The organism is Ancylobacter sp. G4_0304, from assembly GCF_047501495.1.
Taxonomy (GTDB): Bacteria; Pseudomonadota; Alphaproteobacteria; order Rhizobiales; family Xanthobacteraceae; genus Ancylobacter.
Window position 1 is genome coordinate 14,755 of record NZ_JAZDRM010000022.1, and the last position, 21,757, is coordinate 36,511.

19 protein-coding genes are annotated in these 21,757 nt (G+C 67.8%); 9 read left to right on the forward strand and 10 right to left on the reverse strand.

The features are described from left to right. Positions 1-83: 83 nt before the first annotated feature. From VRZ77_RS13710 to VRZ77_RS13720, 3 genes are read right to left on the reverse strand one after another with little or no spacing between them, the layout of a single operon-like run. Positions 84-455, reverse strand: coding sequence for a response regulator (locus tag VRZ77_RS13710; protein ID WP_414593202.1), 372 nt, complete (start codon positions 453-455; stop codon positions 84-86). Continuing rightward, a complete protein-coding gene (locus VRZ77_RS13715) occupies positions 455-2,824 on the reverse strand; it encodes a response regulator (protein ID WP_414593203.1) in 2,370 nt (789 codons plus the stop codon). The genes VRZ77_RS13710 and VRZ77_RS13715 overlap by 1 nt, the downstream gene beginning before the upstream one ends. Before the next feature lie 38 nt (positions 2,825-2,862). After that, entirely contained in the window at positions 2,863-4,038 is a 1,176-nt protein-coding gene (locus tag VRZ77_RS13720; RefSeq protein ID WP_414593204.1) for a PP2C family protein-serine/threonine phosphatase, read from the reverse strand. Positions 4,039-4,256: 218 nt separating this feature from the next. Between VRZ77_RS13720 and VRZ77_RS13725 the strand changes: the two genes are divergently transcribed. Then, a complete protein-coding gene (locus VRZ77_RS13725; protein WP_414593205.1) occupies positions 4,257-5,237 on the forward strand; it encodes an HlyD family secretion protein in 981 nt (326 codons plus the stop codon). A 14-nt stretch (positions 5,238-5,251) separates the two neighbouring features. Beyond that, a complete protein-coding gene (locus tag VRZ77_RS13730) occupies positions 5,252-6,244 on the forward strand; it encodes an FUSC family protein (RefSeq protein WP_414593206.1) in 993 nt (330 codons plus the stop codon). Here VRZ77_RS13730 and VRZ77_RS13735 read toward each other — a convergent pair. The 4 genes from VRZ77_RS13735 to VRZ77_RS13750 form a co-directional block, all read right to left on the reverse strand. Beyond that, the gene (locus tag VRZ77_RS13735) at positions 6,241-6,585 is read right to left on the reverse strand and encodes a (2Fe-2S) ferredoxin domain-containing protein (RefSeq protein WP_414593207.1); all 345 of its coding nucleotides are present in this window, start codon (positions 6,583-6,585) and stop codon (positions 6,241-6,243) included. The genes VRZ77_RS13730 and VRZ77_RS13735 overlap by 4 nt on opposite strands. A gap of 209 nt (positions 6,586-6,794) precedes the next feature. Continuing rightward, entirely contained in the window at positions 6,795-9,977 is a 3,183-nt protein-coding gene (locus VRZ77_RS13740; RefSeq protein ID WP_414593208.1) for an efflux RND transporter permease subunit, read from the reverse strand. A 37-nt stretch (positions 9,978-10,014) separates the two neighbouring features. Further along, complete coding sequence (locus VRZ77_RS13745) at positions 10,015-11,331, reverse strand: efflux RND transporter periplasmic adaptor subunit (RefSeq protein ID WP_414593209.1); 1,317 nt, start codon at positions 11,329-11,331, stop codon at positions 10,015-10,017. 15 nt (positions 11,332-11,346) lie between these two features. Continuing rightward, a complete protein-coding gene (locus VRZ77_RS13750) occupies positions 11,347-12,171 on the reverse strand; it encodes an alpha/beta hydrolase (RefSeq protein WP_414593210.1) in 825 nt (274 codons plus the stop codon). A 156-nt stretch (positions 12,172-12,327) separates the two neighbouring features. Here VRZ77_RS13750 and VRZ77_RS13755 point away from each other — a divergent pair, with 156 nt between their 5' ends. The 7 genes from VRZ77_RS13755 to leuD all read left to right on the forward strand — a co-directional run bounded on the left by VRZ77_RS13755 (position 12,328) and on the right by leuD (position 19,593). Then, positions 12,328-13,263 (forward strand): LysR substrate-binding domain-containing protein, encoded by a 936-nt coding sequence (locus tag VRZ77_RS13755; protein WP_414593211.1) that lies wholly within the window; start codon positions 12,328-12,330, stop codon positions 13,261-13,263. A gap of 155 nt (positions 13,264-13,418) precedes the next feature. Further along, positions 13,419-14,444, forward strand: coding sequence for an ABC transporter substrate-binding protein (locus VRZ77_RS13760; RefSeq protein WP_414593212.1), 1,026 nt, complete (start codon positions 13,419-13,421; stop codon positions 14,442-14,444). A 26-nt stretch (positions 14,445-14,470) separates the two neighbouring features. Next, positions 14,471-15,337 carry an ABC transporter permease gene (locus VRZ77_RS13765; RefSeq protein WP_414593213.1) on the forward strand — a complete coding sequence of 289 codons (867 nt, stop codon included), beginning with the start codon at positions 14,471-14,473 and terminating at the stop codon, positions 15,335-15,337. Continuing rightward, positions 15,334-16,089 (forward strand): ABC transporter ATP-binding protein, encoded by a 756-nt coding sequence (locus VRZ77_RS13770; RefSeq protein WP_414593214.1) that lies wholly within the window; start codon positions 15,334-15,336, stop codon positions 16,087-16,089. Before VRZ77_RS13765 ends, VRZ77_RS13770 begins: the two co-directional genes overlap by 4 nt. 21 nt (positions 16,090-16,110) lie before the next feature. Next, positions 16,111-17,463 carry an LLM class flavin-dependent oxidoreductase gene (locus tag VRZ77_RS13775; RefSeq protein ID WP_414593215.1) on the forward strand — a complete coding sequence of 451 codons (1,353 nt, stop codon included), beginning with the start codon at positions 16,111-16,113 and terminating at the stop codon, positions 17,461-17,463. A 91-nt stretch (positions 17,464-17,554) separates the two neighbouring features. Continuing rightward, on the forward strand, positions 17,555-18,970 hold the full coding sequence (gene leuC, locus VRZ77_RS13780) for a 3-isopropylmalate dehydratase large subunit (protein ID WP_414593216.1): 1,416 nt from the start codon (positions 17,555-17,557) through the stop codon (positions 18,968-18,970). Further along, positions 18,967-19,593, forward strand: a complete 627-nt coding sequence (leuD, locus tag VRZ77_RS13785; protein WP_414593217.1) for a 3-isopropylmalate dehydratase small subunit — start codon at positions 18,967-18,969, stop codon at positions 19,591-19,593. The genes leuC and leuD overlap by 4 nt, the downstream gene beginning before the upstream one ends. A gap of 18 nt (positions 19,594-19,611) precedes the next feature. Here leuD and VRZ77_RS13790 read toward each other — a convergent pair whose 3' ends face one another. The 3 genes from VRZ77_RS13790 to VRZ77_RS13800 are packed head-to-tail and all read right to left on the reverse strand — an operon-like array spanning position 19,612 to position 21,658. Then, complete coding sequence (locus tag VRZ77_RS13790; RefSeq protein WP_414593218.1) at positions 19,612-20,340, reverse strand: amino acid ABC transporter ATP-binding protein; 729 nt, start codon at positions 20,338-20,340, stop codon at positions 19,612-19,614. Next, a complete protein-coding gene (locus VRZ77_RS13795; RefSeq protein ID WP_414593219.1) occupies positions 20,318-20,977 on the reverse strand; it encodes an amino acid ABC transporter permease in 660 nt (219 codons plus the stop codon). The genes VRZ77_RS13790 and VRZ77_RS13795 overlap by 23 nt, the downstream gene beginning before the upstream one ends. A 9-nt stretch (positions 20,978-20,986) precedes the next feature. After that, a complete protein-coding gene (locus VRZ77_RS13800) occupies positions 20,987-21,658 on the reverse strand; it encodes an amino acid ABC transporter permease (protein WP_414593220.1) in 672 nt (223 codons plus the stop codon). Positions 21,659-21,757: the final 99 nt, after the last annotated feature.

Here is a 21,757-nt window from a genome sequence, read left to right on the forward strand (position 1 = left end):
CGACTCCGGTGATGTGCAACGCGCGCGTGACGTTCTGACGACAGTGCTGCGAACGTCCTCGCGCACGGCCGGACGCCGCATCCTCACCCGGGAAGGCCCAGCCGCGCCCGGATTTTTTCGAGCAGGCGCGGCAGGTCCACGGGCTTGGTGTCGAAATCATCGCACCCCGCCGCCATCGCCTCCTCGCGGTCCTGCGCCATGGCGTGGGCGGTGAGCGCGATCACTGGGATCGCAGCGGTTTCCGGGTTGGCCTTCACCCGCCGCGTCGCCTCCCAGCCGTCGAGCACCGGCAGGCTCATATCCATCAGGATGAGATCGGGCTTGCCGGAGAGCGCGAGGTCGACGCCCTCCTGCCCGTTTACCGCCACGATCACCTCGAAGCCGTTGCGCGACAGCCGTCGCGAGAGCATGTCGCGGTTCAGCTCATTGTCCTCGACCAGCAGGATGCGGCTCATCAGGTCTCCTCCACATGGGAACGCCCGGCCGTGCCACGCCCGGCGATCGCCGCCAGAGCGGCGCCGAGCGTGCCGATGGGCTGTGCGCTTTTGCTCAGGATCAGCAGCGTGTTGCGGGCGAGGAAGTTGCGCTCCTCGGCCGTCAGCTCCTTGGCGGTGAGCACCACGATCGGCAGTTCGGTAAATTTCGGCATGCCGCGCACCCGCTCCAGGAATTCCATCCCGTCCATCACCGGCATCATCAGATCGAGCAGGATCAGCGCCGGGCGCGGATTGGCGGCGAGCCATTCCAGCGCCTCGCGCCCATTGCCGGCCTCCGCGACCTCGATGCCGAGGTCCTCGATGGTGGTGCGCACCATGGCGCGCACATCCGCGTCGTCATCGACCACCAGAATGGGCATCTCGCTGGCGGTGGGCGCGAACTTATGGATCAGCGCCAGCAGCCGGTGCCGGTCGATCGGCTTGGTCATGTATTCGGCCGCGCCGAGCGAATAGCCGAGGGTCCGGTCGTCGACGATGGTGAGCATGATCACCGGAATATGGTCGAGCGCCGGGTCGGACTTCATGATGCCGAGCACCGACCAGCCGTCGATCTTGGGCATCATCACGTCGAGCGTCACGATGTCCGGCGGCTCGCGGCGCATGATCTCCAGCGCCTCGTGCCCGTCATGGGCGTGGATCAGGTGGTAGCCTTCCTTGCCGAGCGTGGCGGCCAGCACCTCGTGGACCGCCGCGTCGTCATCCACCACCAGAACGGTGATGGCGCCGTGGCGCACCTTGTCGAGGGCGGAAGGCTCCGGCAGTTCGTCCGGCGTCGCCACCGGGCGGCCGGCGACGTCCTGCGGCAGGCGGATGGTGAAGGTGGCGCCCTCGCCGGGTGCGCTCGTCACCTCGATGGTGCCGCCGAGCATGGCGACGAAATGCTTGGTGATGGTGAGGCCGAGCCCGGTGCCGCCGAAATTGCGCGTGGTGGAGGCGTCGGCTTGCGTGAACGCCTGGAACAGCCGGCCCATCTGCTCCTCGCTCATGCCGATGCCGCTATCGCTGACCGAGAGCCGCACCTCCTCGCCACCCTCGGCGGTGGGCACGCGCGCCAGCGAGAGCGTGACCTTTCCTTCCTTGGTGAACTTGGCGGCGTTGCTCAAGAGGTTGATCAGGCTCTGCTTGAGCTTGGTCAGGTCGGTGCGCACCGAGCCGATATCGGGCGGGCAGTCGATGACGAGGCTGTTGGCGTTCTTCTTCATCATGGGCGAGACGATGGTCTTCACCTCGTCCACCAGCCGGGTCAGGAAAACCTGCTCCAGATACACGTCCATCCGGCCCGCCTCGATCTTGGACAAATCGAGGATGTCGTTGATCAGGCCGAGCAGGTGCTTGCCGGCGCCCTGGATCTTTTCGAGGTCGGCGACGAGGGCGTCGTTGCCGTCGTCGCGCGCGTCCTCCTGCAGGATTTCGCTGTAGCCGATGATGGCGTTGAGCGGGGTGCGCAACTCGTGGCTCATATTGGCGAGGAAGGCGCTCTTGACCTGGCTGGCCGATTCCGCCGCTTCCTTGGCCTCGCGCAGCTCGTCCTCCATGCGCACGCGGTCGGAAATATCGGAGACGGTGGCGATGATGGAGGGATCATCCATGAAGTCGAGCGCGCCGCCGAACACCATGGTGTAGCAGGTGGTGCCGTCTTGCTTCACGAAGGAGAATTCCTGCGGACCGGTCGGCAGGCGGCCCATGACGTCGCCGAACTCGCGGCCTTTCTCGGGGTCGTCCAGCAGCCCCTCGATCGACTTGCCGATGAACTGAGCGGCGTCCTTGCGGAACATGCGGGCGAAGCACGGATTCACATGGCGGATGATCCGGCTCGGCCAGGCGACGATGACAAGGCCGACCGGGGCGGCGCCGTCGATCTGGCGCAGCCGCTCCTCTTCGTCCTTGAGCTTCTGCTCGGCGCGCTTGCGCTCCGTGATGTCGGTGTAGATCGCGATGAAGCCGCCGCCGGGGATCGGATCGCGCCGCACCTCCAGCACCGTGCCATCCGGGCGCACCCGCTCGAACTGGTGGGAGTGGTCGAGCTCCTTCAGCCGCTTCGCCAGCAGCACCTCGACATCGGCATCGCCGAACTCGCCGCGCCCGTGCAGGTAGCGGATATAGTCGGAGAAGGTGTGCTCGGTGCCGAGGAATTCGTCCGGCATGTCGAGATATTCGCGGAACAGCGGATTCCAGGTCACCAGCCGATGCCGCGCATCATACATGGCGACACCCTGGGCCATGTTTTCCAGCGTGGCGCGCAGCAAGGTGAGCTCCCGCCCGCTGGCGCCGCCGTCATCCGTCGCCAGGTCCTCGGGCTTCGCCACCCGTCCGATCTCGGTTCCCATGTTTCCTATCCCCCAAGGCCGTTCGGAATGTGCGGGAATTACGCCGACGCATCCAGCGCCACCAGGAAGGCGGCCATGTCGTCGAAAGCAGGCTGCCCGGCCTCGAAGGCGCGGACCTCGGCGGCGAGGCGCGGCAGCGTGTCGGCGGACAGCCCCGGCGTCGCGGCGAGGAAGCGGGCGATCGGCTCCTCGCCGTAAAGCTCGCCCGCTGGGTCCTGCGCCTCGGTGAAACCGTCAGTGAGGGCGAGCAGGCTGTCGCCCGGCGCCAGCTCGATCGCGCCGGCACGATAGGCGATGCCGTCCGCGACGCCGAGCGGCGGGCCGCTCAGGACTTCGAGCCGCAGCACCTCGCCATCGGCCCGGCGCAGGAAGGGCGGCACATGGCCGGCGCGGACATAGGCGAGGCGGCGCGTATCGAGATCGAGCGTGGCGAGGAACAGGGTGACGAACATGCAATTGGCATTGCCAACCGCGAGCGCGTCGTTAACCAGCGCCACTGCGCGCTCCGGCCGGGCGAACAATTCGCCGGAATCGGGACGCGCCGCCAGCGCGCGGAACATGGCATGGGTGCGCGCCATGACCAGCGCCGCGCCTGCGCCCTTGTCGGAGACGTCGCCGACCAGCATGGCGAGCTTGTCGCCGTCCACGGCGAAATAATCCACCAGGTCGCCGCCCACCTCCTTGGCCGGCTCCAGCATCGCCGCGACGCGCAGCCGGCTGCCGCCGAGCGGGGCACTCAGGCGCGGCGGGGCGAGGGCGAGCTGCAGCGTGCGGGCCTCGGCGAGTTCGACCTGCTTGCGCTTCAGCTCGTCGCGGGTGCGGTCGCGCAGCGCCTTCTTTTCCAGCGTCGCGAGCACGCGGGCGCGCAGCAAGGTCGGGTTGAACGGCTTGAACAGGAAGTCGTCGGCGCCGAGTTCGACGCACCGCACCAGCGGCTCGATGTCGTTCAGCGCCGAGACCACGACCACCGGCAGATCGTTGATCCGCCCGTCGGCCTTGAGCTGCTCCAGCACGCCGAATCCGTCCAGTACCGGCATCATGATGTCGAGCAGCACGAGGTCGAAGGCGCGCCGGTCGATGGCCGCCAGCGCCTCGACGCCGTTCTCGGCCTCCTCGATCTGGGAAAATCCCATGCGCCTGAGGCGACGGGACAGCAGGTCGCGATTCTCGGCGACATCGTCGACGACGAGAATGGCGGTATGCGTGTCGGCCATGGCGCTGATTCCGTTGCCGTTGGTGCGGGCGGCGCGCAAACGCGTCGCTTCCGCCCGGCGCCTGCCCTGCCAAGTTCATGGGCGGACGGACTTTCTTCGATCCGGGCGACCAAGTCCAGCGTGGCGGCAGCGGTCGATGGCGAGAAAGCCGCTTTGCCAGCGCGCCGTCATTGGCGATGATGGGCGGGCCGGCGTCCCGCCCGGAATCGGTCTATTCAATGCTGTCACGCTTTCTCCGCCATCCGGTCCTGCTCATCGTCGCGGCAGTGCTCACGCTGTTCGCGCTCTACGAAATCAGCGTCCGCTATTTCGCCTATACCGGCGACGCCTATGTCGACAGCAATGTGGTGGTGATCGCCTCGCAGGTCGCCGGCCCGATCTCTGAACTTCTGGTGCAGGACAATGAACCGGTGACCGCCGGGCAGGTGCTGTTCCGCATCGACCAGACCCCGTTCGCGCTCAAGGTGAAGGAGCGCGAATCGGCGCTCGCCCAGGCGCAGGCCGATCTGGCGCTCGCCAATGACGAGGTGAGCGCGGCCAAGGCCACCATCGCCTCCGCCCAGGCGGTGGCCACCAATGCCAACGAGACACTGGCGCGGGTGCGCTCGCTCGCCAAGGACGGCTTCTCGCCGGAGGCCCAGCTCGACGTGGCGACCCGCGACGTCGCGACCGCCAATGCCGCCGTGCAGGTGGCGGACTCCGCGCTCAGCGTCGCCACCCGCCGCGTGGCGGTGGCCACTGCCGACATCGCCAATGCCGAGGCGTCGCTCGCCACCGCGCAATACGACCTCTCCAAGACCGTGGTGAGCGCGCCCGCGCCGGGCCGGGTGACGCCCTTCGTTATCCGGGTCGGCGACTACATGGAACGCGGCACCAAGGTGGTGGCCATCATCACCCCGGAGCGGCGGCGCGTGGTCGCCAACATGGCCGAGCGCCATCTTGCGCGCGTGGCGCTGGGCCAGCGGGTCTGGCTGACGCTTGGCTCCGATCCGTGGGTGATCCATGGCGGCCACGTCACCGGCATTTCGCCCGGCGTGGCGCGCCAGGAGGGCGAGGTGCAGGTGCTGCCCTATGTCGAGCCGTCCACCGACTGGGTGCGGCTGCCGCGGCGCTTCCCGGTGGAGGTGACGCTGGACGACTGGCCCGAGGATCTCGGCCTGTTCCTCGGCGCCGATGCCCGCGTGCTGATCTGGTTCTGAGCGGGGAGGGGGCGATGGACGACATCTCCCGCCAGGCCCTCGCCACCGCGGTCGGCGTGATCGTCGCGGTCTACATCGCGCTGTGGATGGGGCTGGAGCAGCCCTACTGGGCCGCGCTCAGCGTGATGATCATCTCCAACACCGACCGCGACGCGCTGTTCACCAAGGGGGTGCTGCGGGTGGTCGGCACCATTGTCGGGGTCACCACCGGCTATGTCGCCGCGCTGTGGAGCGAGCAACTGCCGCCGGCGCAGCTCGTGCTGGTCGCGCTGGCGGCGGGCATCGGCACCTATGGCCGACAGCGCAGCGCCTATGGCTATGCCTGGTTCTACGGTGCGCTGACCTTCATGCTGATGATTGCCTGCGCCATGACCACGCCGGACCAGATTTATTCCTTCGCCTGGTATCGCTGCTACGAAATCGTCATCGGGGTGACGGTCGCTACGCTGGCGAACTGGGCGATCGGGCCGGGCGAGCGGAGCCTGCCGCACGGCCTGGTCCCGCAGCCCGCCGCAGCCACGCCCGAGAGCGCGCTCAAGCAGGCCGCCATCGGCGCGCTGGGCGTGGTCACCATCGTGATCGTGTGGTCGCTGTTCAACCTGCCGCAGCTCGTGCAGGTGCTGATTTCGAGCCTGATCATCGTCGACGCCAACCCCGCCGCCTCGCGCCATCGCGGCTGGCAGCGCATTCTGGGCTGCATCATCGGGGGCACCACGGCGCTGGTGATCATCTGGATCGACGCCGTGCACATCTGGTGGTGGACCATCAGCATGGGGCTCGGCGTGTTCACTTTTGCGCGGATGCATCTGGGCAAGACGCCCAATGCCTATATCGGCACCCAGTCCGCCATTGCGCTCTTGGTCACCATGGTCGGCACCGGCCCGCCGGTCAGCATCCTGCCGCCGATCGACCGGCTGATCGGCATCGTGATCGGGGTGAGCATCATGACGGTGGTGATCTGGGCGTTCAACGCCCGGCCCGCCGAGCCGGCCAAAGCCTCGGCCTAATCGCCGGCTGGCGGCGTGACCGGCGGCACCAGCCGGTCGAGCACGTCGCCGGCCTCCTCACCCGCGCGCACCAGATGCCAGCGGCCCGGTTCGTTCGAGGAAATCGTCACCACGGCGTTCTTCGGGCAGACGTCGAGGCAGGAGACCTCGACCACGGCGACGCGCGCGCCCTTGCGGCGCGCCTTCTTCTGAGGTTTGGCCCCCTCGCGGCGGGCGATCTCGGCGCGCAGCGCCTTGGGCAGGCTGTGCTTGCCATCGGGACCGAAGCCGCCGTCGAGCTTCTTCGCGCATTTGCGGCACACCAGCACGATGTCCGTCCAGTCGGATCGTATCGGTTTCATCGCGCCGCTCGCCTCGTCATGGCCAGCCCTGTGCCATGGCGGCGAGAAAATGGGAAGGCCAGCGGGAAGGTAGGCCGGCTGGAAGATCGGGCACCCGAAGCACGCAAGGGGGCGGGACGGCCCCGGGCTGCGCTCTGTGTCTTCCAGCCGGCCGGAGGCCCGTCCTACAGGTAGGGGACCTGCAGGGTCGGACGGGCCTCAGGGGTGGCTCACTCCGCGGCGGCGGGGTGAGCGATGTGGGCCTCGCCGTGCTGGCGCAGCGGGCGGTTGCCGGTGAGCAGCCGCAGCAGCACGTAGAACACGGGGGTAAGGAACAGGCCGAAGAAGGTCACGCCGATCATCCCGGAGAACACCGCGATGCCCATGGCCTGCCGCATCTCCGCCCCGGCGCCGGTGGAGAGCACCAGCGGCAGCACGCCCATGATGAAGGCGAAGGAGGTCATCAGGATCGGCCGCAGGCGCAGCCGGCTGGCCTCGATCGCCGCTTCCACCGGCGTGCGGCCCTGGAACTCCAACTCGCGGGCGAATTCGACGATCAGGATCGCGTTCTTCGCCGAGAGGCCGACAAGGACCACGAGGCCGATCTGCGTGAACACATTGTTGTCCCCGCCGCCGAGCCAGACGCCGAACAGCGCCGCGAGCAGGCCCATCGGCACGATCAGGATGATCGCGATCGGCAGCGTCAGGCTTTCATACTGCGCCGCCAGCACCAGGAAGACGAGCAGGATGGCGAGCGGGAACACCAGTGTTGCGGAATTGCCGGCGAGAATTTCCTGATAGGTCAGGTCGGTCCATTCGAAATCGAAGCCGGGCGGAAGCACCTCTTTGGCGATCCGCGCCGCCGCGTCCTGCGCCTGTCCCGAGGAATAACCCGGGGCGGGCGAGGCATTGAAGTCGGCGGTGAGGAAGCCGTTATAGCGCATGGCGCGTTCCGGCCCGGCGGTCGGCTCCACCTTCAAGAGCGCCGACAGCGGGATCATCTCGCCGCTGACGGAGCGAACCTTGAGCTTGCCTATGTCTTCAGCCCGCGCCCGGAACGGCGCATCGGCCTGCACGCGCACCGAATAGGTGCGGCCGAACTTGTTGAAGTCGTTCACGTAGAGCGAGCCGAGATAAACCTGCAGCGTCTCGAACACCGACTGGATCGGCACGCCGAGCTGGCGAGCCTTGGTGCGGTCGACATTGGCGAAGAGCTGCGGCACGTTCACCTGGAAGGTGGTGAACTGACCCACCAGTTCCGGCGCCGCCATCGCCTTGGCCATGAAAGCGTTGGTCACCTGCGCCAACTCCTCATAGCCGCGCCCGGCACGGTCCTCGATCTGCATCTTGAAGCCGCCGACCACGCCAAGGCCCTGCACCGGAGGCGGGGGGAACATGGCGATGAAGGCGTCCTGGATCGCGCCGTACTTCTGGTTCAGCTTCATAGCGATGGCGCCGGCGGAGAGCGACGGATCCTTGCGGTCCTCGAACGGCGCCAGTGTCGAGAACACGATGCCGGCATTGGATGAGTTGGAGAAGCCGGCGATCGACAGGCCGGGGAAGGCGACCGCGTTGGCGACGCCCGGTTCGGCCAGCGTGATCTCCGTCATCCGGCGGATCACCTCTTCCGTGCGGTCCAGCGTGGCGCCGTCGGGAAGCTGGGCGAAGCCGACCAGATATTGCTTGTCCTGCGCCGGCACGAAGCCCGAGGGCACCGCCTGGAACAGCCACCACGTCGCCCCCAGCATCACGGCGTAAAACACCATGACGAGGCTCTTGGCCTTCAGCGTGCCGCGCACGCCGGCGCCATAGCCGTGCGAACCGCGCGCGAACACATAGTTGAAGCCGCGGAAGAACCAGCCGAGCAGGAAGTTGATCACACGCTGCAGCCGGTCCGGCTCGGCATGGTGGCCCTTCAGGAGCAGGGCGGCCAGCGCCGGTGACAGGGTGAGCGAGTTGATCGCCGAGATCACCGTCGAGATCGCGATGGTGAGCGCGAACTGGCGGTAGAACTGGCCGGTGAGGCCGGTGATGAAGGCGAGCGGCACGAACACCGCGACCAGCACCAGCGCGATGGCGATGATGGGACCGGAGACCTCGCTCATGGCCTGATAGGAGGCCTCGCGCGGGGACAATCCGTTCTCGATGTTGCGCTCGACATTCTCCACCACCACGATCGCGTCATCGACCACGATGCCGATGGCGAGCACCAGCCCGAACAGGCTGAGCGCGTTGATGGAGAAGCCGAACAGATACATGATCGCGAAGGTGCCGACGATCGACACCGGCACGGCGAGCAGCGGGATAATGGAGGCGCGCCAGGTCTGCAGGAACACCACGACCACGATCACGACCAGCAGCACCGCCTCGAACAGCGTGTGCACCACCGCCTCGATCGAGGCGTCGACGAAGCGGGTCGTGTCGTAGACGATGGCGTAGTCGACGCCTTCCGGCATCGTCTGCTTCACCTCTTCCATCGTCTTGCGGACGTTCTCGGCAATTTCCAGCGCGTTGGAGCCCGGCGCCTGGAACACGCCGATGCCGACCGCCTGCTTGTTGTCCAGCAGCGAGCGCAGCGCATAGTCGGCGGCGCCGAGTTCGATGCGCGCGATATCGCGCAGGCGCACCACCTGCCCGTCGGCGCCGGTCTTCACAACGATGTCGCCGAATTCCTCTTCGGTCTCCAGACGACCTTGCGCATTGACGGAAAGCTGGAGATCGACGCCCTCGGCCGCCGGGGACGCGCCGACGATGCCGGCGGCGGCCTGCACGTTCTGCGCGCGGATTTCATTGGCGACATCGCCGGCGGAGAGCCCGTGCTCGGCAATTTTCTGCGGGTCCAGCCAGACGCGCATCGAGTAGTCGCCGGCGCCGAAGATGTCGATCTGGCCGACGCCGCCGATGCGGGCGAGCCGGTCCTTCACGTTCAGCACGGCGTAGTTGCGCAGATAGGTGATGTCGTAGCGGTCGTTCGGCGAGACCAGATGCACGACCATGATGAAGTTGGGCGAGCTCTTGGCAGTGGTCACGCCCAGGCTGCGCACTTCCTCAGGCAGGCGCGGCTCGGCCTGGCTGACGCGGTTCTGCACCAGCTGCGTCGCCTTGTCGGGATCGGTGCCCAGCTTGAAGGTGACGGTCAGCGTCATCACGCCGTCGGTGGTCGCCTGGGAGGACATGTAGAGCATGTCCTCGACGCCGTTGATCGCCTCCTCGATCGGGGTGGCGACGGTGGCGGCGATCACCTTCGGGTTGGCGCCGGGATAGGTGGCGCGCACGATCACCTGCGGCGGCACGACCTCGGGATATTCCGAGATCGGCATCACACGCAGCGCCAGCAGGCCGGCGAGGAAGATCAGGACCGACAGCACCCCGGCGAAGATTGGCCGGTCGATGAAGAATCGGGACAAGTTCATGGCGTCCTCCCCTCAAGGGGGTGTCGGAAGAAGCCGCTCAGCGCGCGGCGACGTCAGCGTTGCGGGAATCGGCTTGCGGGGCGCGGGCGGTCTGCATCGGCACGACCTCCGGGGCGAGCAGGGCGCCGGGGCGCACGCGCTGGAGGCCGTTCACCACCACGCGCTCGCCTTCGGACAGGCCCTTTGTCACGACCCGCAGCCCGTCCGAAGTGGAGCCGAGCTTGACCTCGCGATAGGAAGCCTTGTTGTCGGCATCGACCACGAACACGAACTTCTTGTCCTGATCGGTGCCGACGGCGCGCTCATTGATCACCAGCGCCGGCTCGGTCTTGCCGCGGCCCATGCGCACCCGGGCGAACTGGCCGGGTACGAGGCGGCCGTCGGCATTGTCGAACACTGCGCGCAGCCGGAAGGTGCCGGTGGCGGCGTCGACCTGGTTGTCGACGAGCTGGAGGCGCCCGCTCACCGGCTTGCCGCCGGTGGTCGCGGTGGTGATCTCGACCGGAATGCGGTCGATCTGGCTCAGCACGTCGCCATCGCCGAGCGTGGCCAGCGCCTCGCTCACCGCGTTCTCGTCCGCCGCGAAGCCGACATAGATCGGGTTGACCGAGACCAGCGTGGTGAGGACCGGGGAGGTCGGGCCGGCGGCGACCAGGTTGCCGACGGTGACGTCGATGCGGCCGACGCGCCCGTCCACCGGGGCGCGGACCTCAGTGTAGCCGAGATCGAGCCGGGCGGTCTGCACGTCCGCCTGCGCGGCGCGCAGATTGGCCTGCGCTTCCTTGTAGTTGTTGGTGCGCTGGTCGAGGTCCTGCACCGAGACGACGCGCGAATCCACCAGCCGCTGGCCGCGGTCGAGTTCGTTCTTGGTGAAGAGCAGCCGGGCTTCGGCGGCGGCGGCCTGCGCCTCCGCGCGGTCGAGTTCGGCCTTGAACGGCTCGGGGTCGATGGTGACCAGCAGGTCACCCTGCTTCACCAGCGCGCCCTCGCGGAAATGCACCGACTTCACCGCCCCGGCGACGCGCGGGCGGATGTCAACGCGCTCCACGGCGCTCAGCCGGCCGGAGAATTCGTCCCAGCGCATGGTGTCGCGGGCCTGAAGCACCGCGACCGAGACCGGGGTGGCGGGCGGGGCGGCGCTCGCCGCCGGCGCGGGATCGGTCGCCAGTGCGCGGTCGCCAATGCCGGCAAGCACCACGGCCGCGCCGATGATCACGGCGGCGGTGACGATGGCGAGGCCGGCGCCGGGACGGCGGCGCGGGCGCAGCGGGGCAAGACCGTTCAGAATATCGCGGGCGATATCAGCGTGCTCGATCCTGTCGTCTGCGTCGAGGCGGGGGTCACTGTGGGTCATGGCAAATCTCCGGCTCTAGGCCCGAATGGTGCGAATAGGCGCGACGGCGTTGGCCGTCAGAAAGGTCTCGAACAGCCGGCGCAGCGCGACGGCCCAGGGAGGCAGGCTCGCGGCGTCCGGCGGGCCGTCCTGCGGCAGGTCGGCCGTATCGGCGAGGACATGGCTTTCGACCGGGACGCCGCAGGCCTGAAGCCGGCGGCCATAGTCGAGGCCCTCATCCCGCGTGGGGCATTTGTCGCATGTGACGATCATGGCGGGAGCGACACCGCCGAGGCGGCGCGACCCCAGCGGGGCGGCGTAGGGATGGGCGGCTTTGTCGGCGGTGCCGAGATAATCGTGCCAGCCATCGGCCCATTTGCACCCGGCGGCGCCGGCCGCGGCGGCATGGATCGATTTCGAGCCGAGATTGGGGTCGAGCATCGGCGCCAGCAGGATCTGACCGGCGACGGGGGGGTGGTTCTGGTCGCGGGCCATCAGCGTCAGCGCGGTGGCGATGTTGGCGCCGCCTTCCTCACCAGCCACGAACAGCTTGGCCCCGCGCCCCGCCCAGCGGGCACGCTCACGATGCAGCAGGCCGAGCGCGGCGAAGCTGACATTCAGCGCGGCGGGGAAGGGGTGCTCGGGAGCGAGCGGGTAGTCGAGCGAGACCACCACCGCGCCGGCTTCCGCCATGGCGCGGCAGATATAGGCGCTGCAATCGAGGTCGCCGCAGGTGAAGGTGCCGCCATGCAGATGCAGCACCAGCGGCGCCGGACGCGGCGACGCGGCGGAACGGTAGACGCGGACCGGCCAGGCCGTCCCGTCCAGTTCCAGCTTGTCTTCGGTCCATAAAGCCGACATGGCGCTCACCATCTGCGGGGACGGCAGCCCAGTGCCACCCGATTTCCCCTGTTGCAGTGCGGCGAAAACTAGTGCGCATGATCTGGCGAAAAATACCGGATTTCGCATATCATTATTCACATATGGAAATAATCCAGCAGCAAGCCGAGGGTGCGCATGGATCAGATCGCCGCGATGCGGGCCTTTGTCCGCGTGGTCGAAGCCGGGACTTTCACCCGGGCCTCGGACCTGCTGGAGATGCCGAAGCCGACGGTTACCAAGCTGATTCAACAGCTTGAGGCGCATCTGCACACCAAGCTGCTGAACCGCACCACCCGCCGCGTCGGCGTCACTCCGGACGGCGCCGCCTATTATGAGCGCGCGGTGGCGCTGCTCTCGGATCTCGACGAATTGGACGGCTCGATGTCTCACTCGCAGGCCAATCCTTCCGGCCGGCTGCGCGTGGATGTCGCGTCCTCGCTCGCCCTGTTCGTGCTGATCCCGGCGCTGCCGGAGTTCCATGCCCGCTATCCCGATATCCGGGTCGACCTCGGCGTCTCGGACCGCTCCGCCGATCTGCTCGCCGAGAATATCGACTGCGCGATACGCGGCGGCGACCTCGCCGACCCGACGCTGATCGCCCGGCGCATCGGTCAGGTGCAGCTCATGCTGTGCGCGACGCCGGGCTATCTTGAGCGCCACGGCACGCCGGCCCATCCGCTCGACCTTCAGGAGGGCCACGCCGTAGTGGGCTATTTCAACGCCCGTACCGGGCGTCACGGGCCGTTCAGCATGTCGCGCGGGGCGGAGAGCTACGATCTCAACCTGCCCTATGCGGTGGCCGTGAACGATTCCACCGCCTATCTCGCGGCGGCGCTGGCGGGGCTCGGCATCGCGCAGTCGATCGAGCCGATGATCGAGCCCTATCTGCGCGCCGGCCTGCTGGTGCCGGTGCTGCCGGAGTGGGTCGGCTCGCCCATCGTGCTTCATGTCGTCTACTCGCCGAACCGCCATCTGAGCAGCCGCCTGCGCGTGTTCGTCGACTGGGTGGCGGAGCTGTTTGCCTCCGCCAATGTCTATCGGCTGCGTCCGGGTTCGATGTTTCCGGGCTGACGCCGCCGGAGCCGGCCTTCCAAAAAGTCATTGATGAAGCACGCTTTTCGGCGTGTCGGGGATGAAGGTTTCCGCACATGTGCATGCGGGTGACCGCGGTTGACAGCCCAATAATATAGTGAATAGATAAACTAAATAGGAAAAGGATCCCTGCCGTGACTCCTGCGCTGTTCTCCCGATCTCCCCGCGCCGTCCTCGCAGCGCTCGCCCTCGGTGTGTTGGGTGCCTTCACGGTCGCCGCCGCGGCCGAGGATCGCCTGCCGACCACGGTGCCTGCCGGCACCAAGCTGGTGGTCGCCGACCAGAACGAGGCGCTTCAGACGCTGATGATCGCCTCCGGCCAGCATGCCAAGCTCGCAGCCTCGACCAGCTATGCCAATTTCATCGGCGGCCCGCAGATCCTCGAAGCGTTCCGCGCCGGCGCGCTCGATCTCGCCACGGTCGGCAACACCCCGCCGATCCAGGCTCAGGCCGCCGGCGAGGAAATCCTCATCGTGGCCGCCATCGTCACCGCGGAGCCTGACTACAAGTTCGCGCTGCGCCCCGGCCTCACGCTGACGACGCTGGAGGATCTGCGCGGCAAGCGGATCGCCTATGCCGAGGGCACCGGCCGCCAGCCCTTCGTACTGAACGCGCTCAAGAGCGCCGGTCTCACCCGCAAGGACGTCACGCTGGTGCCGTTGCGCTCCGGCGACATGCCGGACGCGGTGCGCGCCGGTCAGGTCGATGTTGCCCCGCTGAACGAGCCGCACTACTCGCGCTACCTTTCCGACTATGCCGGGCAGGGGCCGCTGGCCTTCCCCGACGCGGTCTATGACAAGCTGCCGCAGGGCCTCAATTATCTCTATGCCAGCGGCGCCTCGCTGCGCGACCCGGCCAAGGCCGCCGCGATCCGCGACTTCGTGATCCGGTGGATCGCCGCCAATCGCTGGCGCGATGCCGAGCCGGAGGCCTGGGTGCAGGCCTATTTCGTGCAGCGCCAGCGCCTCAAGCCGGAAGACGGCCGCGCCATCGTCGCCTCGGTCGGTCCGGCAAGCTTCCCGCTGCTCAGCGAGTTGATCGCCCGGCAGCAGGCATTGGTCGACCTGATCTACTCGGCCGGCGATCTGCCCAAGCACCTCGACGCCTCGAAGGAATTCGACCTGCGCTTTGACGAAGCGATCCGCACCGCCGGCGAATAGCCGCAAGCCGGGAAGGAAGTCTCGCCATGACCATACATGCTCGCCCCTCCGACATCGCTTTCGCTCCGGCGATCCGACCCGCCGAGACGCCCGCGCGCCGCCGGCGCGTCGGCGGCTCGCCCCGGCTCACCCCGCGCAGCCTCGGCCCGGCCGGAATCCTGATCGGCCCGGCGCTGCTGGTGCTGGTCTGGGAGTTCGCCTCACAGGTCGGCTGGCTGTCGCCGCGCCTGCTGGCGGCGCCCTCGACCGCGGTGGTGACGGGCATCGAGATGATCGCGGACGGTTCGCTCAGCGACCATTTCCTCGCCTCGGCCTGGCGCGCCTATGCCGGGCTCGCCATCGGCCTGGCAGTCGGCGTGGCGCTGGCGCTGGTCTCCGGCCTGAGCCGGATCGGCGAGGCGACGGTGGACGGCACCGTGCAGGTCAAGCGCGCCGTGCCGACGCTGGCGCTCATCCCGCTGGCCATTCTGTGGCTCGGCATCGGCGAGGCGATGAAGGTCGCCATCATCGCCACCAGCGTGCTGGTGCCGGTCTACATCAACACCCATGCCGGCCTGCGCGGCATCGACATGCGCTATGTCGAACTCGCCCGCACGGTCGGACTCACCCGGCTGGAATTCGTGCGCAAGGTCGCACTGCCCGGGGCATTGCCCGGCTTCTTCACGGGGCTGCGGCTGGCGGTGACCGCCTGCTGGACCGCGCTGGTGGTCCTGGAGCAGATCAACACCACCGAGGGTGTCGGCTATCTGATGAACCGTGCCCGCGACTATGGGCAGACCGACATCATCGTGGTCGGCCTCGCCATCTACGCCACGCTGGGCCTCGCCTCGGATTTCGCCGTCCGCGCGCTTGAGCGCCGCGCGCTGGGCTATCGCAAGGTGATCGGCTCATGAGCGCCGCCGCTACCCTTGCTCCGGAACTTCACGGCTTCCCCGCCCCGCCCGTCGCCGTGCGTGTCCGCAATGTGGTGCGCCGCTTCAACGACCGCCCGGCGCTGGACGGCATTAACCTGGACATTCCGGCCGGCCAGTTCGTGGCATTGATCGGCAAGAGCGGCTCGGGCAAGAGCACGCTGCTGCGCGCCATCGCCGACCTCGACGAGGAAGTGGATGGCGGCGGCAGTATCGAAGCCCCGGCCAACCGCTCGGTGCTGTTCCAGGATTCGCGGCTGCTGCCCTGGCTGAGCGCCATCGACAACATCCGGCTCGGCCTGCGCGACCGCGATGCCCCGGCCCGCGCCGAGACCGCTCTGGCCGATGTCGGCCTCGCCGGCCGCAACGAAGCCTGGCCCAACCAGCTTTCCGGCGGCGAGCAGCAGCGCGTGGCGCTGGCGCGCTCTCTGGTGCGCAAGCCTGATCTGCTTCTGGCGGATGAGCCGTTCGGCGCGCTCGACGCGCTCACCCGCATCAAGATGCAGGAACTGCTGTTCCGGCTGTTCGGCGTCCACCGGCCGACCATCCTGCTGGTCACCCACGACGTCGACGAGGCCCTGCTGCTCGCCGAGCGCGTGCTGGTGATGGATCAGGGGCGGATCGCGCTGGACCTGCCGGTCGAGGCCGCCCATCCGCGCCGCAAGACCGATGCCGCCTTTGCGGCGCTCAGAACCACATTGCTCGGCGCGCTCGGCGTGTCCGAAACCCTCTGACCTCATAGGGAGACCGCGCACATGTCCCGCAAGCTGCATCTCAACCTGTTCGTACATGGGCGCGGTCACCACGAGACCGCCTGGCGCCATCCCGCCTCGACGCGGCGCGCGCTGACCGACATCGACTATTACCGCGAGCTGGCCCGCACCGCGGAGAAGGGGTTGTTCGACTCGCTGTTCCTCGCCGATGCGCTGGCGGTCGGCGACGAGGTGAGCCATGCCGCCAAGGGCGGGCTGGAGCCGATCACCACCCTCGCCGCGGTCGCAGGCGCGACCGAGCGCATCGGGCTGATCGGCACGGTCTCCACCACCTATACCGAGCCCTACAACCTCGCCCGCCAGTTCGCTTCGCTCGACCATATCAGCCATGGCCGCGCCGGTTGGAACATCGTCACCTCCTGGGTGCCCGGCGCCGGTCCGAATTTCGGCTATGACCACCAGATCGAACATGGCGAGCGTTATGAGCGCGCCTATGACTTCCTCGATGCGGTGACCAAGCTGTGGGACAGCTGGGCCGACGACGCGGTGCTCGACGACCGCGAGGGCGGGCGCTACGCCGACACCAGCCGGGTGAAGAAGATCAATCACGCCGGCCCCTATCACAAGGTCGCCGGCCCGCTGAACGTGCCGCGCTCGCCGCAGGGCCGCCCGGTCTATGTGCAGGCCGGCTCCTCGACCGCCGGCCGCCGCTTCGCCGCGCAATATGCCGAGGCGGTGTTCACCGCTCATCTGGAGAAGGCGACCGCGGTGGCCTTCTATGCCGACCTCAAGGGGCAGGCGGTCGGGCTCGGCCGCAGGGCGGACCAGATTCTGGTGCTGCCCGGCATCAGCGCCGTCATCGGTTCCACCGAGGCGGAGGCGAAGCGCCTGCAGCGCGACCTCGACGAGCTTTCCGACCCCAAGGTCGGGCTGGAGCGGCTGTCCGGCCGGTTCGGGGGCCATGATTTCTCCCATCTCGACCTCGACAAGGTGCTGACATTGGCGGACCTGCCGGACCCGGCGACGGTGCAGACCGCGCAGAGCCGCGCCCACGTCATCGCGGCGCTGGTCGAGCGCGAGAAGCCGACGCTGCGCCAGCTCCTGCACAGCCTCGCCGGCGCGCGCGGTCATTTCGCCATGGCCGGCACGCCGGAGCAGGTCGCCGACCTTATCGAGGACTGGTTCCGCTCCGGCGCCGCCGATGGCTTCAACGTGATGCCGCCGATCCTCCCGGCGCTTCTGGAAACCTTCATCGACGAGGTTGTGCCGCTGCTGCAGAAGCGCGGGCTGTTCCGCACCGAATATGAGGCGGACACGCTGCGCGGCCATTACGGGCTGGAGCGCCCCGGCAGCCAGTTCTTCGACGCGCCGGAAGCCCATGCCCCGGCGGCGTGATGCGGGCCGCGCCGCTTCCCTCGCGGCGAGGCTGTTCTCGCTCTCCCCTGCAGGGGAGGGAGCCATCAATGGATCGTCTGGACATCCCCGCATGACCTCCCCGAAAACGCTCGCCGAGAAGATCATCGATCGCCATCGCGTGACCGAGATCGAGGGCGAGAACCTCGTCTATGTCGACCGTCTTCTGGTTCATGAAGGCTCCAGCCACGCCTTCGCCGCGCTGGAGCGCGCGGGCCGCCCGGTGCATCGCCCCTTGCAGGTGATTTCCTGCGCCGATCATTACCTCCCGACCGGGAGCCGCATCGGCGGGGTGGCGGCGATCCCGGATCCGGCGATCCGCGATATGGTGCTGGGGCTCGGCCGCAATGCCGAGCGCCACGGCCTCGTCCATTTCGGGCCGGAGGACCCCAATCAGGGCATCCTCCATGTCGTGGCGCCGGAGCAGGGCATCACACAGCCGGGCCTGCTGATCGGCGGCGCGGATTCCCACACCACCACGCACGGCGCTTTCGGCTGCCTCGCCTTCGGCATCGGTGCCTCGGATGCGCTGCATGTGCTGGCGACGCAGGCGCTGTGGCTGCGCCGACCGAAGAACCTGCGGGTCAACCTCGACGGCGCGCTGCCTGCCCATGTCTCGGCGAAGGACATCAATCTCGCGCTGATCGCCCGGATCGGTGCCGGCGGTGCGATCGGGCACATCATCGAATATGCCGGCTCGGGTATTGCCGGCCTGTCGATGGAACAGCGCATGACCTTGTGCAACATGGCGGTGGAGGCGGGCGCCCGCGCCGGGCTCGTGGCGCCGGACGCCACCACCTTCGCTTATCTCGAAGGCCGCCAATTCGCGCCGAAGGGGGCGGACTGGGATGCCGCGCTTGCCTATTGGCGCACGCTGGTGAGCGATGAGGGCGCGGTGTTCGATCGCGAGGTGACCATCGATCTCGCCGCGCTGGCCCCGACCGTAACCTGGGGCACCAGCCCGGAGCACGCCATGGCCATTGATGGCCATATCCCCGACCCGGCCGCCATCGCCGATGCCGATGCCCGCCGTGAGGTGGAGGCCGCGCTCGACTATATGGGGCTGACGGCGGGAGCGCCGCTGACCTCGGTCGCCATCGACCGGGTGTTCATCGGCTCCTGCACCAATGCCCGGATCGAGGATCTGCGCGCCGCCGCCGCCATTGCCCGCCATGGCCGGGCCGTGGTGCCGACCTGGGTGGTGCCGGGGTCCAGCGCGGTGAAGCGGCAGGCCGAGCGCGAGGGGCTGGACGCGGTGTTCCGCGACGCCGGCTTCGAATGGCGCGAATCCGGCTGCTCGCTGTGCACCGCGATCAATGGCGACGTGCTCGCCGAATTCGAGCGCTGCGCTTCGACCAGCAACCGCAATTTCCGCGGCCGGCAGGGCACCAATGGGCGCACCCATCTCATCAGCCCGGCTATGGCGGCCGCCGCCGCGATCACCGGTCATCTCACCGATGTGCGCCGCTTCGAGGGAGAAGCCGCATGACGCCGATCACCCGGTTCAGCTCTCTGGCGGCGCCGTTCGACGAGCCGAATGTCGACACCAACCAGATCTGCCCGACGCGCTTCAACAAGATCCCGCGCGGGCCGCGCTTTGCGCAGATCCTGTTCCATGACCGCCGCTTCGACGCCGAGGGGCGCGAGAAGCCGGACTTCATCCTCAACCGCGCCCCCTACCGCGAGGCCGGCATTCTGGTGGCCGACCGCAATTTCGGCTGCGGCTCCTCGCGCGAGACCGCGGTCTATGCCCTGCTGGCCTTCGGCATCCGGGCCGTGGTGGCGTCGAGCTTCGGCGACATCTTCACCAATAACTGCTTCAAGAACGGCCTGCTGCCGATCATCCTACCCAACGAGACCTGCGTGGAACTGCGCGGGCAGCTTCACGATCAGGTCTGCGCCGAACTCCATGTCGATCTGGAGTCGCAGGTGGTGCGCGACGTGGCGGGCCGCACGCACCCGTTCGACATCCACCCGCTACGCAAGCGCAGCCTGCTGGCCGGGCTCGACGATCTGAGTCTCACCGAGAGCTTTTCGGCCGAGCTTGCGGCCTTCGAGACCGGCTATCGCCGCGACTTCCCCTGGCTGACACCGGCGGGCGCCGCCCCGTGACGCGCCCGCCGGCCGCTTTCAGTGCTGCATGCCGAGGAACTGCTTGAGTTCGGGCGTGCGGGGATTGGAGAACACCTCCGCCGGCGGCCCGATCTCGTGCACGCGGCCCTGATGCATGAACACGACGCGCGAGCACACATCGCGCGCGAAGCGCATCTCATGGGTGACCATGAGCAGCGTCATGCCTTCGCTTGCCAGCTCCTTCACCACGGCGAGCACTTCGTTCACCAGTTCCGGGTCGAGCGCCGAGGTGATCTCGTCGCACAGAAGCGCGATCGGCTGCATGGCGAGCGCGCGGGCGATGGCGACTCGCTGCTGCTGGCCGCCTGAGAGCTGATCCGGGTAGGCATCGAACTTGTGGCCGAGGCCGACGCGCTCCAGCATCTTCTTGGCCATCTCCTCCGCCTCGGCCTTCGCCGTCTTCTTCACCACCATCTGCGAAAGCATGACGTTCTTTCCCGCCGAGAGGTGCGGGAACAGGTTGAACTGCTGGAAGATCATCCCGACCTTGAGGCGCAGCGCCTTGAGGTGCAGTTCGTCCGGCAGCAACTGGGCGCCGGCGACCGAGATGGAGCCCTCGTCGATGGTCTCCAGCCCGTTGATGCAGCGCAGCAGCGTGGATTTGCCCGAGCCCGACTTGCCGATGATGGCGATCACCTCGCCGGGCGCGACGTCGATATTGATACCCTTGAGCACTTCGTTGTCGCCGAAGCGCTTCTTCACTTCAGTGATTTCGATGAGCGACATTGAGTTTCCTTTCGAGTACCTGGCTCGACCTGGAGAGGGGCCAACACAGGCAGAAATAGATGAGCGCGACGAAGCCGTAGACCGTGAAGGGCTGGAAGGTGGCGTTGGTCAGCACGGTGCCGGCCTTGGCGAGTTCGACGAAGCCGATGATCGAGGTCAGGGCCGTGCCCTTCACCACCTGCACCGAGAAGCCAACGGTGGGCGGCACGGCGATGCGCAGCGCCTGGGGCAGGATCACGTAGCGCATCTGCTGGAGGTAGCCCATGCCGAGGCTGGACGACGCCTCCCACTGACCTTTGGCGATGGACTCCACGCAGCCGCGCCAGATTTCGACGAGGAAGGCGGCGGTCCACAGGATCAGCGCCACCGCCGCCGCCAGCCAGGCCGGCACGTCGATGCCGAACAGGCCGAGGCCGAAAAAGGCGAGGAACAGCTGCATCAGCAGCGGCGTGCCCTGGAACAGCTCGATATAGACCTTGGTGAAGACCCGCCCCACGCGCCCGTTGCCGATACGCATCAGCAGCAGCAGCGCGCCGACGATGCCGCCGCCGATGAAGGAAACGATGGAGAGCACCACCGTCCAGCGCGCGGCGAGCAGTAGGTTGCGGAAAATGTCCCAGTCGGTGAATTCGTTCATCGCGCCCTCCTACCGGCCGGAACGCTTGGGAAAGAGCGACCAGCCGAGGCCGCGCAGCAACTGCCGCAGGGCGATGGCGAGCGCGAGATAGATCGCGGTCGAGACGAAATAGGCCTCGAAGGCGCGGAAGGTGCGCGACTGGATGAAGTTCGCCGCGAAGGTGAGGTCCTCCGCCGCGATCTGCGACACCGCCGCCGAACCCAGCATCACGATCACGATCTGCGAAGAGAGCGCCGGCCAGATGCGTTGCAGGGCGGGAATAAGCACCACGTACCAGAAGGTCTGGAACCGGCTCATGCCAAGGCTGGCCCCGGCCTCGAACTGGCCCTTTGGTGTCGCCTGAATGCCCGCGCGCACGATCTCGCAGCCATAGGCGCCGAGATTGATGATCATGGCGAGGTTCGCCGCTTCCAACTCGCCCAGCCGGAAGCCCAGCGAGGGCAGGCCGAAGAAGATGAAGAACAGCTGGATCAGGAACGGGGTGTTGCGGATCATCTCGACATAGGCGGTGACGACCGGGCGCAGCCATTTGGGCCCGAGCGCGCGGGCCCAGGCGCAGGCGACGCCGAGCGCCACCCCGAACACGCCGCCGACCAGCGTCAGCTCGACCGTGATGACGAGCCCCTTGAGCAGGACCGGCCAGTACTCGAACAGCCAGCCGTAATCGAACGCGTAGTTCATGAGGGTGAACTCCCGCTGCGAAGTGTTGGGATGAAAAGGGGAACGCCACGCCCTCGCCAAAAGAGGCGGGGATGCCTGGGGAGACGCCGATAACGACGT